A 14585-nucleotide genomic window follows, 5' to 3' on the forward strand; every position below is an offset into this window, starting at 1 on the left:
AACCGGGGCGGATGGCTTGGCCCGAGCTCGGGGCTCGGGCCTGGTGGGGGTCAGGGGCAGGTGGTTTCGTGCAGGTACAGCCACTGCGCCGTGTTGTTCTGGACACGGATGATCGCCAGGGACAGGCGTGTGGTTTCGAGCGAGTCCAGGCGCTGGATTTCCTTGTAGCGGATCGCCGCGCACTGGCCTTCCTGCCACACGCAATGCAAATCGCTGAGCCTGATTTCCAGCCCCGGGCGCTTGCCCAGGCCCGTGTGAAACAGCTGTTGCACCTGCTCGCGGCCGATCAGGGCGCCGCCGGTGGTGACCATCTGGAAGTCTTCGGCCAGCAACGCCAGCAAGGGGGCGAGACAGGCCGCGCCGTCCCTCTGCCGGTTGCTGAAGACGCTGTGAATCAGTTGGTGAATCTGGTGCACGCTGTGTTGCGCTTGTTCAATGATCGAGTTGGGCATGGTTGGCCTTCATGGTGGGGAGTTGGTTCAGGGTCAGCAGCGGCAGCAGACCGGCTGCGGCGGCCAGCAACAGGCTCAGGTGGTAGGCGCCGCTGGCGTCGGAGTAAGCCAGCAGCAGGTTGTAGAGCATCAGCAACCAGGCGGCGCCAAGGCTGAAGGCCATCTGCCGGTTGATGTTCCAGATCACGCTGGCCTGGTGCGTATCGGCGCCGTCGAAGTCCAGCAGGGCGGTGGTTTGTGCGGTGTTGGCGCCGGCACCGCCGCCCAGGCCCATCAGCAGGTAGGCCGCCATCAGCAACGGCAGGTCGGCTGCCGAGTCGACCCAGCACAGGCAGGCGATGCCGGCGCTGTGCAGCACCAGGGCCATGGCGAACAGCCGCGCGGCGCCCAGGCGGTTGTAGCCGCGCCCGCCCGCCAGCATCGCCAGCAGCGCGCCGGCGGCGTACAGCAGCATGAACATGCCGCTGTGCCGGGCGCTCAGGTGCAGGTGCTCCTGGAGGAAGAACAGACTCAGCAGATTGACCCCGGTGAAGATCCCCGGAATGGCGTGATAGATCGCCACCGACAGGCCCAGGCGCGGGTTTTTCAGCAGCCGCAGTTCGACAATGGGCCGGGCGCAGGACTTGCAGTGACGCCGATAGCACTCGGCCAATAGCAGCCCGACGAGCAGGCTCGGTGCCGCCTGATACGCCGGGTAGCCGCTGCCGTACAGCGACATGCCCAGCAGCAGGCCAGCCAGGCTCGCGCTCACCAGCAGCAGGCCGCGCAGGTCCGGGCGATCCACGGGCGCTGCGCGTTCAGGGGCGATCCAGCACCAGGACAGCAGCGCCGCCAGCAGCGACAGCGGCAGGCTGGCGAAGAACACCCAGCGCCAGGAGCCGTGATCGACAATCGCCCCGCCCAGCGTCGGCGACAGCGCCGGCGCCAGCAGGGCCACGGCCATCACCAGGGTGGAGATCTGCGAGCGTTGCCCGCCCTGGAACAGGTTGAAGGTCAGCGCCTGCCCCAGGGGAATCAGCAGGCCGCCGGCCATGCCCTGGACCAGCCGCCAGAACACCAGCGACATGAAGCTGTCGGCCAGCCCGCACATCAGCCCCGCGCCGCTGAACAGCAGCATCGAGGCGCAGAGCACCTGGCGGTTGCCGAAGCGCCCGGCCAGCCAGGTGCTGACGGCGATCACCAGGGTCAGGCCAAGGATGTAGGCGTTGGCCACCCAGGCCACGGCGGCGCTGGACACCTGCAAGTTGCTGGCAATGCTGGGCAGGGCCACCGCCGACATGAAGATGTTGACGCAATCGATAAAGAACCCGAGGAGAAATACCACCGCCACTTTGTATCTGTAAGTCATGCCGTCTCCCTTTTTGCGCGCAGCTTAGGGAGCTTGGGGGTGGAGTGTCGAGGCGCCTATACTTGACACATTGTTTAATGAGATTTGACAGTGAGCGATCATTTTCACGGCCAGCTGCACCGGGTGCAGACCTTCCTCGCGGTGGTCGACTTCGGTTCCTACACCCGCGCCGCGCAGTACCTGGGGATCAGCAAGGCCATGGCCAGCCTGCATGTGAAGGCCCTGGAGCGGGCGCTGGCGAGCACCTTGCTGGTGCGCACCACGCGGCAGGTGACCCTGACCGAAACCGGCCAGGACCTTTACCACGAATTCAAGGGGATTGTCGCCAATATCGACACAGCCTTCGACAACGTGCTGCATGGGCGCAACCGGGTCAGCGGCAAGCTGCGCATCAGTTCCACGGCGGAGTATGCCGAGACGTTCGTGTTGCCGATCCTGCCGCTGTTCACCGCGCGCTACCCCGAAGTGCGCCTGAGCTATCACTTCAATTCATCGCTGAATGATTTGGTGGCGGAAAAGCTCGACCTGGTGATCCGCCTCGGCCACCTGGCGGATTCGGGCTTCAAGGGACGCCAGCTGGCGGACTACGCCATTGCCCTGGTGGCCAGTCCGGCGCTGCTTGATGGCCGGGAGTTGCGGCGGATCGAGGACCTGAGCGCGCTGCCGTGGATCGGCAACAGCAACCTGGCCGGGCCGCCCGGTTGGACTTTCAACCATCCGCGCCGTGGCGAGGTGGAGGTGAAGGTCAGCCCCGGGCACGAATCCAACTCGGCGACGGCGATTCGCGCCCTGGCCCTGGCGGGCCTGGGGCTGGCGGTGCTGCCGGAGTGGATGGTCCTCGATGACCTGGGCAGCGGCCGCCTGGTGCGGGTTTTGCCCGAATACCGGTTGGCTGCCCAGCCGGTGCACGTGCTGTTTCCCAACAGCGCGCACCTGCCGCGCAAATCCCGGGTGTTCATCGATTTTCTCGCCGAGCACCTGGGGCGTTGAGAACGTGCCCAGGTGCCAGCGGTTTCGGTGAGCCCGGGGATGGGGGATACTCGCCGGGTTGTCCGATCTGAACTCCGGGGACCCCGATGCCGCTGCAATCCTTGAACAGTCTGTCTGCCGTCGATCCCGCGCAATGGGATGGCTTGCTCAAGGACGGGCAACCCTTCGTGCGCCATGCCTTTCTCAGTGCCCTGGAAGACAGCGGCAGCCTTGGCCCGCGCTCGGGCTGGCAGGCCGAGCACCTGTTGCATGTAGAGGACGGCCGCCTGCTGGCGGCCCTGCCCAGCTATCGCAAATGGCACTCCTACGGCGAGTACGTGTTCGATCACGGTTGGGCCGATGCCTGCGCCCGCGCCGGCATCGACTATTACCCCAAGCTGCTGACGGCGGTGCCGTTCAGCCCGGTCAGTGGCGCGCGGGTGCTGGCGGCGACCCAGGCGGATGCGTTCGAGCTGTTGAAAAGCCTGCCCGGCTACCTGGAGATCGAAGGGCTTTCCAGCGCCCATATCAACTTCACCGACGACTTCAGCGACGCCGCCCTGGAACAGCAACCGGGCTGGTTGCAGCGCCTGGGCTGCCAATTTCACTGGCAGAACCGTGGCTACCGTGACTTTCAGGATTTTCTCGACGCCCTGAGCTCGCGCAAGCGCAAGCAGATGCGCAAGGAGCGTGAGCAGGTGGCGGGGCAGGGCTTTGATTTCCAGTGGTTCGAAGGCCATGAACTGGACGAGGCGCAGTGGGATTTCGTCTATGCCTGCTACGCCAATACCTATGCGGTGCGGCGCCAGTCGCCGTACCTGACCCGGGCCTTCTTCAGCCTGCTGGCCGAGCGCATGCCCGAGGCGATCCGCGTGGTCCTGGCCAAGCAGGGCGGGCGCCCGGTGGCCATGGCCTTCAGCCTGGTGGGCGGCGACAGCTTCTACGGCCGCTACTGGGGCTGCCTGGCAGAGTTCGACCGCCTGCATTTCGAGACCTGTTTCTACCAGGGCATGGAGTACGCGATTGCCCAGGGACTGCAACGTTTCGACGCCGGAGCCCAGGGCGAGCACAAGCTGATCCGCGGCTTTGAACCGGTGCTGACCCGCTCCTGGCATTACCTGCGCCACCCCGGGCTGAACGCCGCGGTGAAGGATTTCCTGCAACAGGAACGGGCCGGAATTCGCGCTTATGCCGAAGAAGCGAGGGACGCCTTGCCCTATCGGCAGGCGTGACCCTCGCCGTCTTCGCTCAGCTGTCTTCCTCGCCCAGCCAGCGGTAGACCACGCCGCCGATCACCGCGCCGAGGATCGGCGCCAGCCAGAACAGCCACAGCTGCTGCAAGGCCCAGCCGCCGACGATCAGTGCCGGGCCGGTGCTGCGGGCCGGGTTGACCGAGGTGTTGGTGACCGGGATCGAGATCAGGTGGATCAGGGTCAGGGCCAGGCCGATGGCGATCGGCGCCAGGCCCGCCGGGGCGCGCTTGTCGGTGGCGCCGAGGATGATCACCACGAACATCAAGGTCATCACCAGCTCGCAGACAAACCCCGCGGCCATGGAATAGCCGCCGGGGGAGTGGGCGCCATAGCCGTTGGAAGCCAGCCCCGAAGCCAGTTCGAAACCGGGCTTGCCGCTGGCGATGAAGTACAGCAGCGCCGCGGCAATCACCCCGCCGAGCACCTGGGCGACGACATAGGCCGGCAATTCCCTGGCCGGGAAGCGCCCACCCACCACCAGCCCGACGGACACCGCGGGGTTCAAGTGGCAACCGGAGATATGGCCGATGGCGAAGGCCATGGTCAGCACCGTCAGGCCGAAGGCCAGGGCGACGCCGAGCAGGCCGATGCCGACATTGGGAAAGGCCGCCGCGAGCACGGCGCTGCCGCACCCGCCCAGGACCAGCCAGAAAGTACCGAGCATTTCGGTAACGGAACGTTTGAACAAAGACATGGGTGAGTCCTTGATAGGTCAACCTATCAACGCGATACAACAGTGATGCATCCCGCAGGTTAACTACAGGTTCCGCTCCGGAACCTAGGGTCAGTACAGCAGGCTTTCGGCGCAATTCCAGTCCGCCCAAAAAAACGCCAGAGCCCCCTGAAATAGCGGGCTCTGGCGCTTGGTGGAGCCGCTGCAGAGGCATCAGTCGATGCCGACGAAACCTCCGGTCTGGTGCTGCCACAGGCGCGCATACAGACCGCGATGGGCCAGCAGTTCGGCGTGGGTGCCGGTCTCGGCGATGCGTCCCTGTTCCAGGACCACCAGGCGGTCCATGCGGGCGATGGTGGAGAGGCGGTGGGCGATGGCGATCACGGTCTTGCCCTGCATCAGGGTCTCCAGGCTTTCCTGGATCGCCGCTTCGACTTCCGAGTCCAGGGCCGAGGTGGCCTCGTCCATGATCAGGATCGGCGCGTCCTTGAGCAGGACCCGGGCGATGGCGATGCGCTGGCGCTGGCCGCCGGACAGCTTGACCCCGCGTTCACCGACATGGGCATCGAAACCGGTACGGCCCTGGGCATCGGACAACAGCGGGATGAACTCATCGGCGCGGGCCTTGCGCACCGCCTCCCAGAGTTCCTCTTCCGTGGCGTCGGGGCGACCGTAGAGCAGGTTGTCGCGGATCGAGCGGTGCAGCAGCGAGGTGTCCTGGGTGATCATGCCGATGCGTTCGCGCAGGCTTTCCTGGGTCACTTCGGCGATGTTCTGGCCGTCGATGAAGATCTGCCCGCCCTGCAGGTCGTACAGGCGCAGCAGCAGGTTGACCAGGGTCGACTTGCCGGCCCCGGAAGGACCGATCAGGCCGATCTTCTCCCCGGGACGGATGTCCAGGTTGAGGTCGCTGATCACCTTGTTGGCCTTGCCGTAATGGAACTGCACATGCTCGAAGCGCACGCCGCCATTGGCTACGGCCAGCTTGGGCGCCTGCTCGCGGTCGGTGAGCTGCAGCGGCTGGGCGATGGTCTGCAGACCGTCCTCGACCATGCCGATGTTTTCGAAGATGCCGTTGATCACCCACATGATCCAGCCGGACATGTTGACGATGCGGATTACCAGGCCGGTGGCCAGGGCGATGGCCCCGGCGCTGATCAGCGACTGGCTCCACAGCCACAGGGCCAGGCCCGTGGTGCTGACGATCAGCAGGCCGTTGAGGCTGGTGATGGTCACGTCCATGGCGGTGACCACGCGCCCGGCCAACTGGCTTTTCTCGGTCTGCTCGGCGATCGCCTCGCGGGCGTAGCTCTGCTCGAAGCGGGTGTGGGCGAAGAGCTTGAGGGTGGTGATGTTGGTGTAGCCGTCGACGATCCGCCCCATGAGTTTGGAGCGGGCGTCGGAGGCATCCACCGAGCGCTTCTGGATGCGCGGCACGAAGTAGCGCATGGCGCCGATGAAGCCTGTGATCCACAGCAGCAGCGGGATCATCAGGCGCCAGTCGGCGTCGGCGAACAGCACCAGGGAGCCGATGGCGTAGATGGTCACGTGCCACAGGGCATCGATCACCTGCACCGAGGAGTCCTGCAGCGAGTAGCCGGTCTGCATGATGCGCTGGGCAATGCGCCCGGCGAAGTCGTTCTGGAAGAAGTTCAGGCTCTGGCGCAGCACGTAGCTGTGGTTCTGCCAGCGGATCAGGCTGGTCATGCCGGGGTTGATGGTCTGGTGCATCAACAGGTCGTGCAGGCCCACCATCAGCGGCCGGAACAGCAGGGCCACCACCGCCATCCAGGCCAGTTCCAGGCCGTGGTCGCTGAACACCTGGGCGCTGGGCGTGCCCTGGGCCAGGTCGATGATGGTGCTCAGGTAGCTGAACAGCGACACCTCGATCAGGGCCACGAACAGGCCCACCACCAGCAGGGCGACGAAGCTCGGCCAGACTTGCTTGATGTAGTGGAAGTAGAACGGCAGGACCCGATTGGGCGGGGTGGCGCTGGGGGCGTCGCGGAAGATATCGATCAGTTGTTCAAAACGACGAAAGAGCATGGGGGTCTTGAAGCCCGGGGTGCGGGCTCTCCTGTTCTGAAAGCGGACGGGGCGCCGGTTGCGGCGCCGCCGTCGGGACAGGCTGGCGGATTCAGTCGATGCGCTTGGCCGACTTGATCAGCACCGGGTCCACAGGCACGTTTTGCATGCCTTGCTTGGTGGTGGTCTGGGAATTGACGATCTGGTCCACCACGTCCATGCCGCTCACCACCTTGGCGAATACGGCGTAGCCGGCATCGCGGCCCGGATCGAGGAAGGCGTTGTCGGCGACGTTGATGAAGAACTGGCTGGTGGCCGAGTTGGGGTTGGAGGTGCGGGCCATGGACAGGGTGCCGCGCACGTTATGCAGGCCGTTGGAGGCTTCGTTCTTGATCGGGTCGCGGGTGTCTTTCTGCACCATCTGCGCGGTGAAGCCACCGCCCTGGACCATGAAGCCCGGGATCACCCGGTGGAAGATGGTGTTGGTGTAGAAGCCGCTGTCGACGTAGTCGAGGAAGTTCTTGCTGGAGATCGGTGCCTTGACCGGGTCCAGTTCGACTTCGATCTTGCCGAAGCTGGTGTCCAGCAGGACGTGGGGCGCCTTGGCCGGTTGGGCGGCCATCAGGTTGGCCGCGAACAGCACGGAGCCGGCGACGAGGGCGATTTTTTTCAGCATGGTTCAGTGATCCTGGGTGGTGGTGTCGACTGTGGTTGTGAAGTCCAGCAGGGTTTGGTTGAAGCGCTGCGGCTGGTCCAGCGGCGTGGCGTGACGGGAATCCTCGATCACCACCAGCCGTGCATCCGGCAGCAGTTTGACATAAGCCTCCTTGACCGCCACCGGGGTGTAGTCGTGGTCGGCGCTGACGACCAGGGTTGGACAGGTGATGCGGCCCAGACGTTCCTGCACCCCCCAGCCGACGATGGCGTCGAAGCTGGCGAGATAAGCACGTTTGTCGTTTTTTGCCCAGCGCTCGGCCATTTTCCGCCGCAACTCGCCTTGCTCCGGCTTGGGAAACAGCCGCTGGCCCAGGGCCCGGCCGATGGTGGCCAGGCTCAGCACCCGGGCCAGGCTCCAGCGCTTGAACCACTGCCAGTAGTCGTTTGTGCTGCGCACCTTGACTTCGGGGGCGCTGTTGACGATGCACAGGCTCTTGAGCAGTTGCGGCTGATCCACACCCAGCTGGAAGCCGATCATGCCGCCCATGGACAGCCCGACATAGTGCGCGGGGCCCAGGTTCAGGTGTTCGATCAGCGCCACGATATCGGCGGTGAAGCCCGGGATGCTGTAGCGCTCCCGGGGTTTGTCGGAGCGTCCGTGGCCGCGCAGGTCGGGGACGATCAGGCGGTAGCGGCTTGAAAGCTCGGGGATCTGCTTTTCCCAGTCCTGGGCGCTGGAGCCCAGGCCGTGAACCAGCAGCAGGGGATCACCCCGGCCGTATTCCTCGTAGTGCAGGGTGCAACCTTCATGCTCGAAATACGCCATGGCAGAACTCCTGTTCTGGTGGTGGGGATGTCAGGCTTGTTCGGGTGCGGCAAAGGCCGCATCCAGGGGCGCGGTGTCGAAGGTGCGCAGCAGTTCCACGAGAATCTGCGTGGCCGGGCCCAGGGGTTTGTCCTTGTTGGAATAGAGGAAGAAGGTCGGGTGGCGACTGCCGCCCTGGTCCAGGGGCAGGACCTTGAGCAGGCCTTCGCGCAGCTCCCGTTCGATCAGGTGCCGGGGCAGCCAGGCAAAACCCAGGCCGCTGCCAACGAAGGTCGCGGCGGTGGCCAGGCTGCCCACGGTCCAGCGCTGCTCGGCGCCGAGCCAGCCGACATCCCGCGGTTGCTGGCGGCCGGAGTCGCGGATCACCACTTGCAGCTGGCTTTCCAGGTCCTGGAAATGCAGTTCCCGTTGCAGGCGATGCAGGGCGTGTTCCGGGTGGGCCACGGCGACGAACTCCACCGCGCTCAGCTCGGTGCCCAGGTAGCCGGAAATGTTGAAACTGCTGATGGCCAGGTCGGCCACGCCTTCGAGCAGTACCTCTTCGACCCCGGACAGCACTTCCTCGCGCAGGCGCACGCGGCAGCCGCGGCTTTGCGGCATGAAGGCGGTCAGGGCGCGCACCAGCCGCGCATTGGGGTAGGCGGCGTCCACCACCAGCCGTACTTCGGCTTCCCAGCCCTGTTCCATGTGGTGGGCCAGGTCTTCCAGCTGGCTGGCCTGCTTGACCAGTTGCCGGGAACGGCGCAGCAGCACGCCGCCGGCCTCGGTGAGCACCGCCTTGCGCCCGTCGATGCGCAACAGCGGCACGCCGAGCTGGTCCTGCATGCGCGCCACGGTGTAGCTGACCGAGGATTGCGAGCGGTGCAGGGCTTCGGCGGCCTGGGCGAAGCCGCCGTGATCGACCACCGCCTGCAGGGTGCGCCATTGATCCAGGGTCACGCGGGGCGCTTTCATGAGGGACTCCTCTTGTCCTAAGCTGGCGCTCCTTATTGGAGACTGCCGAATGAGAAAATTCTGTTGTGTGTTGCTGGCGCTGTTGCCCCTCGGCGCCTGGGCCTATCCCATCGATGTCGAGAAGCAGCTCAATGGCCTGAGCATCGACTACACCACCTTTGCTACCGATGAAGACATCGGCTCCATCCAGCTGAACAACTTCGGCAAGCGCGATGCGCTGTGCTCGGTGGTGTTTCGCAATGGCCCCGAGTCGCCGCGCACCCGCAAGGTGGAAGTCGCTGCGGGGCAGAGCAAGAACGTCACCGCCAAGTTCAACCGCAATATCATCAAGCTGCGCCTGGAACTGAACTGCCAGGCCAAGTGATCGAAGCGGGCCGGTCCAGGGAATTGCGCGCGGGCCGGCTGTGCTTATAAACGAATTTATTGATTGGTTATAGCAGTTATTTGCGCTTTTTCATCGATATCACTCTGTTTAATCTGCCCCCCATCGACTTACGCATACCCCGATGGAGGCTTCAGCCATGTCCCGCGTCCTGATCATTGAAAGCAGCGCCCGCCAGCAGGATTCCGTATCCCGGCAACTGACCCAGACCTTTATCCAGCAATGGCAGGCCGCTCACCCCGGCGACTCGATCACGGTCCGCGACCTGGCCCGCAACCCGGTGCCGCACCTGGACGCCAACCTGCTGGGCGGCTGGATGAAACCCGCCGAGCAGCGCAGCGCCGCCGAGCAGGACTCCCTGCAGCGCTCCAACGAATTGACCGAAGAGCTGCTGGCCGCCGACGTGCTGGTGCTGGCCGCGCCGATGTACAACTTCGCCATTCCCAGCACCCTGAAGGCCTGGCTCGACCATGTGCTGCGCGCCGGGGTGACCTTCAAGTACACCGATACCGGGCCCCAGGGCCTGCTCACCGGCAAGCGCGCCTACGTGCTCACTGCCCGGGGCGGTATCTACGCCGGCAGCAGCGCCGATCACCAGGAACCCTACCTGCGTCAGGTGATGGGCTTTATCGGTATCCACGACGTCGAGTTCATCCACGCCGAAGGCCTGAACATGGGCGGCGACTTCCATGAAAAGGGCCTGAACCAGGCCAACGCCAAGCTGGCTCAGGTGGCCTGAGCCAGGGTGCCTGGGTCGAGGTGCCGCTCAGCGAAGGGCTTTGTGGCGCCGTTAATCTGCAGATAATCCCCCGGTGTTGAAGTAGCGCCTGCGGATCCCCTTCAAGCCGGTTCGCGCATCGAACCTCCCTTTGCACTGGTTGCTCCTTCAGTGCCGACGCCCGATTGCACGCTTAGCGAGATCGGGCTTTTTTTTGCCCGGGATTTCATCTGCGCGGGCAAAACCGCTATCGTCGCCGCCATTCAAGACGAGGCGAACATGGGCTATCTACTTTTTGTCACCCTGATCCAGGCGTTTTCCTTCAGCCTGATCGGCGAATACCTGGCCGGGCATGTCGACAGTTACTTCGCGGTGCTGGTGCGGGTGCTGCTGGCGGGGCTGGTGTTTCTCCCGCTGACTCGCTGGCGCCGGGTGGAGCCGGCCTTCATGCGCGGCATGCTGTTGATCGGTGCGCTGCAGTTCGGCATCACCTACGTGTGCCTGTACCTGAGCTTTCGCGTGCTGACGGTGCCAGAGGTGCTGTTGTTCACCATCCTCACGCCGCTGCACGTGACTCTGATCGAAGACGCCCTGAACCGGCGCTTCAACCCCTGGGGCCTGCTGGCGGCACTGGTGGCGGTGGCGGGCGCGGTGGTGATCCGCTATGACAGCGTCAATCCGGATTTCTTCATCGGCTTCTTGCTGCTGCAACTGGCCAACTTCACCTACGCCGCCGGGCAAGTGCTGTACAAGCACCTGGTGGCGCGCTACCCCAGCGACCTGCCGCACTACCGGCGCTTCGGCTACTTCTACTTGGGCGCCTTGCTGGTGGTGCTGCCGGCGTTCCTGCTGTTCGGCAAGGCCCATTACCTGCCGGACGCGCCGCTGCAATGGGCGGTGCTGCTGTTTCTCGGCCTGGTGTCCACGGCATTGGGCATGTACTGGTGGAACAAGGGCGCGTGCCTGGTGAACGGTGCCACCCTGGCGGTGATGAACAACCTGCATGTGCCGGTGGGGCTGTTGATCAACCTGCTGATCTGGAACCAGCACGAAGACCTGGGACGCTTGTTGCTGGGCGGCTTGGTGATCCTCGCGGCGGTGTGGATCAGCCGACGGGGCGGCTGACCTGTGCAGGCCAGCTGAGATCGTTGTGGCGAGGGAGCTTGCTCCCGCTCGGCCACCGTGGTGGCCGCAAGCGCTGCTTGCGCGATCGACCTGAAGCCATGCCCTGGCCGCCTTGGGCGGGCGCTGCCTGCCAGCGGGAGCAAGCTCCCTCGCCACACTTGCTTACAGTGCGTGTTTCTCCAATTGCGGCACATGGCTGGCGCCCGCTATCGCCGGCAGCAAACCGGCTCGCAGGTCGGTGCCGCTGGGCTGCTGGTAGAGGTTCAGGCCGAACTCCGGCATCACCGCCAGCAGGTAATCGAAGATATCCCCCTGGATGCGCTCGTAATCGACCCAGGCGGTGGTGCGGGTAAAGCAGTAGATCTCCAGGGGAATGCCCTGGGCCGTGGTCTGCATCTGGCGCACCATGCAGGTCATGTTCGGCTGGATCTCCGGGTGGCTCTTGAGGTACGCCAGGGCATAGGCGCGGAAGGTGCCGATATTGGTCATGCGCCGACGGTTGGCCGACAGCGCGGCGACATTGCCCTGGGCTTCGTTCCAAGTCTTGAGCTCGGCCTGCTTGCGCCCGATGTAGTCGGTGAGCAGGCGCACCTTGCTCAGCCGCACTTCTTCGTCGTCATGCAGAAAGCGCACGCCGCTGGCGTCGATGTACAGGCTGCGCTTGATCCGCCGGCCGCCGGACTGCTGCATGCCGCGCCAGTTCTTGAACGACTCGCTCATCAGACGCCAGGTGGGGATGGAGACGATGGTCTTGTCGAAGTTCTGCACCTTGACCGTGTGCAGGGTGATGTCCACCACATCGCCGTCGGCGCCGACCTGGGGCATCTCGATCCAGTCGCCGACCCGCAGCATGTCGTTGCTGGTCAACTGCACGCTGGCGACGAAGGACAGTAGGGTGTCCTTGTAGACCAACAGGATCACCGCCGACATGGCACCCAGGCCGGACAGCAGCAACAGCGGCGAACGGTCGATCAGGGTGGCGACGATGATGATCGCGCCAAACACGTAGAGCACCATCTTCGCCAGTTGCACATAGCCCTTGATCGAACGGGTGCGGGCGTGTTCGGTGCGGGCGTAGATGTCCAGCAGGGCATTGAGCAGGGCACTCAGGGCCAGCAGCTGGAACAGGATGGTGAAGGCCATGGCCAGGTTGCCAAGGAACAGCAGGCTGGTCTTGCTCAGCTCCGGCACCAGGTGCAGGCCGAACTGGATCACCAGGGACGGGGTCATCTGCGCCAGGCGGTGGAACACCTTGTTGCGGCGCAGGTCATTGAGCCAGTGCAAGGACGGCTGGCGGCCCAGCAACCTGATGGCGTGCAGCACCAGGTAGCGAGCCACCCGTCCGAGCACCAGGGCGACCACCAGCAACAGGGTCAGGCCGATGCCAGCGTGCAGGAGAGGGTGTTGATCGAGGGCTCCCCAGAGGTCCTGGGTATTGAGCCAGAGCTGTTTGAAATCCATGGGCTAAAACGATTCTTCTATGGGACACGAGGGGAGGATTAGAGCATTTAACCCTGGAAAAGTTACGGTTAAGGACAAATCGGCTCACAAAAAACCAACTCTTTGCCACCGTTTGCACAAAGAAACTCGGCCTGCGCGCTCGAAACCGTTACCCTATGCAGCTGTTTTTTTGCATATCTTCGAGGTAGCACCCGTGTTTTCCCAATTCGCCCTGCACGAACGCCTGCTCAAAGCCGTGGCCGAGCTTAAATTTGTCGAGCCGACGCCGGTGCAAGCTGCGGCTATTCCGCTCGCGCTGCAAGGGCGTGACCTGCGGGTGACGGCACAGACCGGCAGCGGCAAGACTGCGGCCTTCGTCCTGCCGATCCTTAATCGCCTGATCGGCCCGGCGAAGATCCGCGTCAGCATCAAGACCCTGATCCTGTTGCCGACCCGGGAACTGGCCCAGCAGACCCTCAAGGAAGTCGAGCGCTTCTCCCAGTTCACCTTCATCAAGTCCGGCCTGATCACCGGCGGTGAAGACTTCAAGGTCCAGGCCGCCATGCTGCGCAAGGTGCCGGACATCCTCATCGGCACCCCGGGCCGCATGCTGGAGCACCTCAATGCCGGCAACCTGGACCTGAAGGAAGTCGAAGTACTGGTGCTCGACGAAGCCGACCGCATGCTCGACATGGGCTTTGCCGAAGATGTGCAGCGCCTGGTGGACGAATGCCCGAACCGCCAGCAGACCATGCTGTTCTCCGCCACCACCGGCGGCTCCGGCCTGCGCGAGATGGTCGCCAAGGTCCTCAACAACCCTGAGCACCTGCAACTCAACAGCGTCAGCCAGCTCAACGAAACCACCCGTCAGCAGATCATCACCGCCGACCACAACCAGCACAAAGAGCAGATCGTCAACTGGTTGCTGGCCAACGAGACTTACCAGAAGGCCATCGTCTTCACCAACACCCGGGCCATGGCCGACCGTATCTATGGCCGCCTGGTGGCCCAGGACTACAAGGCATTCGTACTGCACGGCGAAAAGGACCAGAAGGACCGCAAGCTGGCCATCGACCGCTTGAAGCAGGGCGGGGTGAAGATCCTGGTGGCCACCGACGTTGCCGCCCGTGGCCTGGACGTCGATGGCCTGGACCTGGTGATCAACTTCGACATGCCCCGCAGCGGCGACGAATACGTGCACCGCATCGGCCGTACCGGCCGCGCCGGCAACGATGGCCTGGCCATCTCGCTGATCTGCCACGGCGACTGGAACCTGATGTCGAGCATCGAGCGCTACCTCAAGCAGAGCTTCGAGCGCCGCATCATCAAGGAAGTCAAAGGCACTTATAGCGGCCCGAAAAAGGTCAAGGCCTCCGGCAAGGCCGTTGGCGTGAAGAAGAAAAAGACCGACGCCAAGGGTGACAAGAAAAAGGCCGTGGCCAAGTCGCCGACCAAGCGCAAGACCGCCAACCGCCCGAAAAGCGACAGCCTGGTCAGCCAGGACGGCCTGGCACCGCTCAAGCGCCGCAAGCCACAGGCGCCGGCGGCTGAGTAAGCCAGCGGCCAGCAGTAAACGAAAACCCGGACCTGGTCCGGGTTTTTTTTGGCTGGCTTTCAGAGGGGCTCCGGGCCTCGATGGCTTCAACTGGCCTTGGGCTTCCCGAGCCATTTCGGCACCCCGGGCAATCTGGGCCATGCGCCGAGTTTTGGCTAGGCAGCCCAAGTTCGAAGAGACGCTTCTGGCGGATTAACAGGTTGTTGCC

14 protein-coding genes are annotated in these 14585 nt (G+C 64.3%); 6 read left to right on the forward strand and 8 right to left on the reverse strand.

Features of this window, described 5'->3' with window-relative positions; all coding sequences use genetic code 11:
- Nucleotides 1-50: 50 nt before the first annotated feature.
- Both DNK59_RS15755 and DNK59_RS15760 read right to left on the reverse strand, forming a co-directional pair.
- A complete protein-coding gene (locus tag DNK59_RS15755; RefSeq protein WP_177431256.1) occupies nt 51-452 on the reverse strand; it encodes a DUF4440 domain-containing protein in 402 nt (133 codons plus the stop codon).
- Nucleotides 433-1800: an MFS transporter gene (locus tag DNK59_RS15760; protein ID WP_110723782.1), complete on the reverse strand. Its 1368-nt coding sequence runs from the start codon at nt 1798-1800 to the stop codon at nt 433-435. Before DNK59_RS15760 ends, DNK59_RS15755 begins: the two co-directional genes overlap by 20 nt.
- Before the next feature lie 84 nt (nt 1801-1884).
- Between DNK59_RS15760 and DNK59_RS15765 the strand changes: the two genes are divergently transcribed.
- Nucleotides 1885-2790: a LysR family transcriptional regulator gene (locus DNK59_RS15765; protein WP_092320459.1), complete on the forward strand. Its 906-nt coding sequence runs from the start codon at nt 1885-1887 to the stop codon at nt 2788-2790.
- Between the two features lie 86 nt (nt 2791-2876).
- On the forward strand, nt 2877-4001 hold the full coding sequence (locus DNK59_RS15770) for a GNAT family N-acetyltransferase (protein ID WP_110723783.1): 1125 nt from the start codon (nt 2877-2879) through the stop codon (nt 3999-4001).
- 16 nt (nt 4002-4017) lie between these two features.
- Here the strand turns inward: DNK59_RS15770 and aqpZ are convergent, their stop codons facing one another.
- The 5 genes from aqpZ to DNK59_RS15795 all read right to left on the reverse strand — a co-directional run bounded on the left by aqpZ (nt 4018) and on the right by DNK59_RS15795 (nt 9157).
- A complete protein-coding gene (gene aqpZ / locus DNK59_RS15775; protein ID WP_110723784.1) occupies nt 4018-4716 on the reverse strand; it encodes an aquaporin Z in 699 nt (232 codons plus the stop codon).
- A gap of 192 nt (nt 4717-4908) precedes the next feature.
- Nucleotides 4909-6741, reverse strand: a complete 1833-nt coding sequence (locus DNK59_RS15780) for an ABC transporter ATP-binding protein (protein ID WP_110723785.1) — start codon at nt 6739-6741, stop codon at nt 4909-4911.
- Between the two features lie 91 nt (nt 6742-6832).
- Entirely contained in the window at nt 6833-7396 is a 564-nt protein-coding gene (locus DNK59_RS15785) for a peptidylprolyl isomerase (RefSeq protein ID WP_016967472.1), read from the reverse strand.
- Between the two features lie 3 nt (nt 7397-7399).
- Complete coding sequence (locus DNK59_RS15790) at nt 7400-8203, reverse strand: alpha/beta fold hydrolase (RefSeq protein ID WP_092320463.1); 804 nt, start codon at nt 8201-8203, stop codon at nt 7400-7402.
- Between the two features lie 30 nt (nt 8204-8233).
- Entirely contained in the window at nt 8234-9157 is a 924-nt protein-coding gene (locus DNK59_RS15795; RefSeq protein ID WP_092320464.1) for a LysR family transcriptional regulator, read from the reverse strand.
- A 49-nt stretch (nt 9158-9206) separates the two neighbouring features.
- Here DNK59_RS15795 and DNK59_RS15800 point away from each other — a divergent pair, with 49 nt between their 5' ends.
- The 3 genes from DNK59_RS15800 to DNK59_RS15810 all read left to right on the forward strand — a co-directional run bounded on the left by DNK59_RS15800 (nt 9207) and on the right by DNK59_RS15810 (nt 11382).
- Nucleotides 9207-9521 carry a 3-phosphoglycerate kinase gene (locus DNK59_RS15800; protein ID WP_110723786.1) on the forward strand — a complete coding sequence of 105 codons (315 nt, stop codon included), beginning with the start codon at nt 9207-9209 and terminating at the stop codon, nt 9519-9521.
- A gap of 157 nt (nt 9522-9678) precedes the next feature.
- Nucleotides 9679-10278 carry an FMN-dependent NADH-azoreductase gene (locus DNK59_RS15805; RefSeq protein ID WP_092320466.1) on the forward strand — a complete coding sequence of 200 codons (600 nt, stop codon included), beginning with the start codon at nt 9679-9681 and terminating at the stop codon, nt 10276-10278.
- 258 nt (nt 10279-10536) lie between these two features.
- Nucleotides 10537-11382 carry a carboxylate/amino acid/amine transporter gene (locus tag DNK59_RS15810; RefSeq protein WP_110723787.1) on the forward strand — a complete coding sequence of 282 codons (846 nt, stop codon included), beginning with the start codon at nt 10537-10539 and terminating at the stop codon, nt 11380-11382.
- 162 nt (nt 11383-11544) lie between these two features.
- Here the strand turns inward: DNK59_RS15810 and DNK59_RS15815 are convergent, their stop codons facing one another.
- Nucleotides 11545-12843 (reverse strand): mechanosensitive ion channel family protein, encoded by a 1299-nt coding sequence (locus DNK59_RS15815; protein ID WP_110723788.1) that lies wholly within the window; start codon nt 12841-12843, stop codon nt 11545-11547.
- 193 nt (nt 12844-13036) lie between these two features.
- On the opposite strand from DNK59_RS15815, the gene DNK59_RS15820 reads away from it, so the two are divergent.
- Nucleotides 13037-14377: a DEAD/DEAH box helicase gene (locus DNK59_RS15820; RefSeq protein WP_110723789.1), complete on the forward strand. Its 1341-nt coding sequence runs from the start codon at nt 13037-13039 to the stop codon at nt 14375-14377.
- Nucleotides 14378-14585 lie beyond the last annotated feature (208 nt).

The sequence above is a fragment of the Pseudomonas sp. TKO26 genome (assembly GCF_003225665.1).
GTDB lineage: Bacteria > Pseudomonadota > Gammaproteobacteria > Pseudomonadales > Pseudomonadaceae > Aquipseudomonas > Aquipseudomonas saponiphila.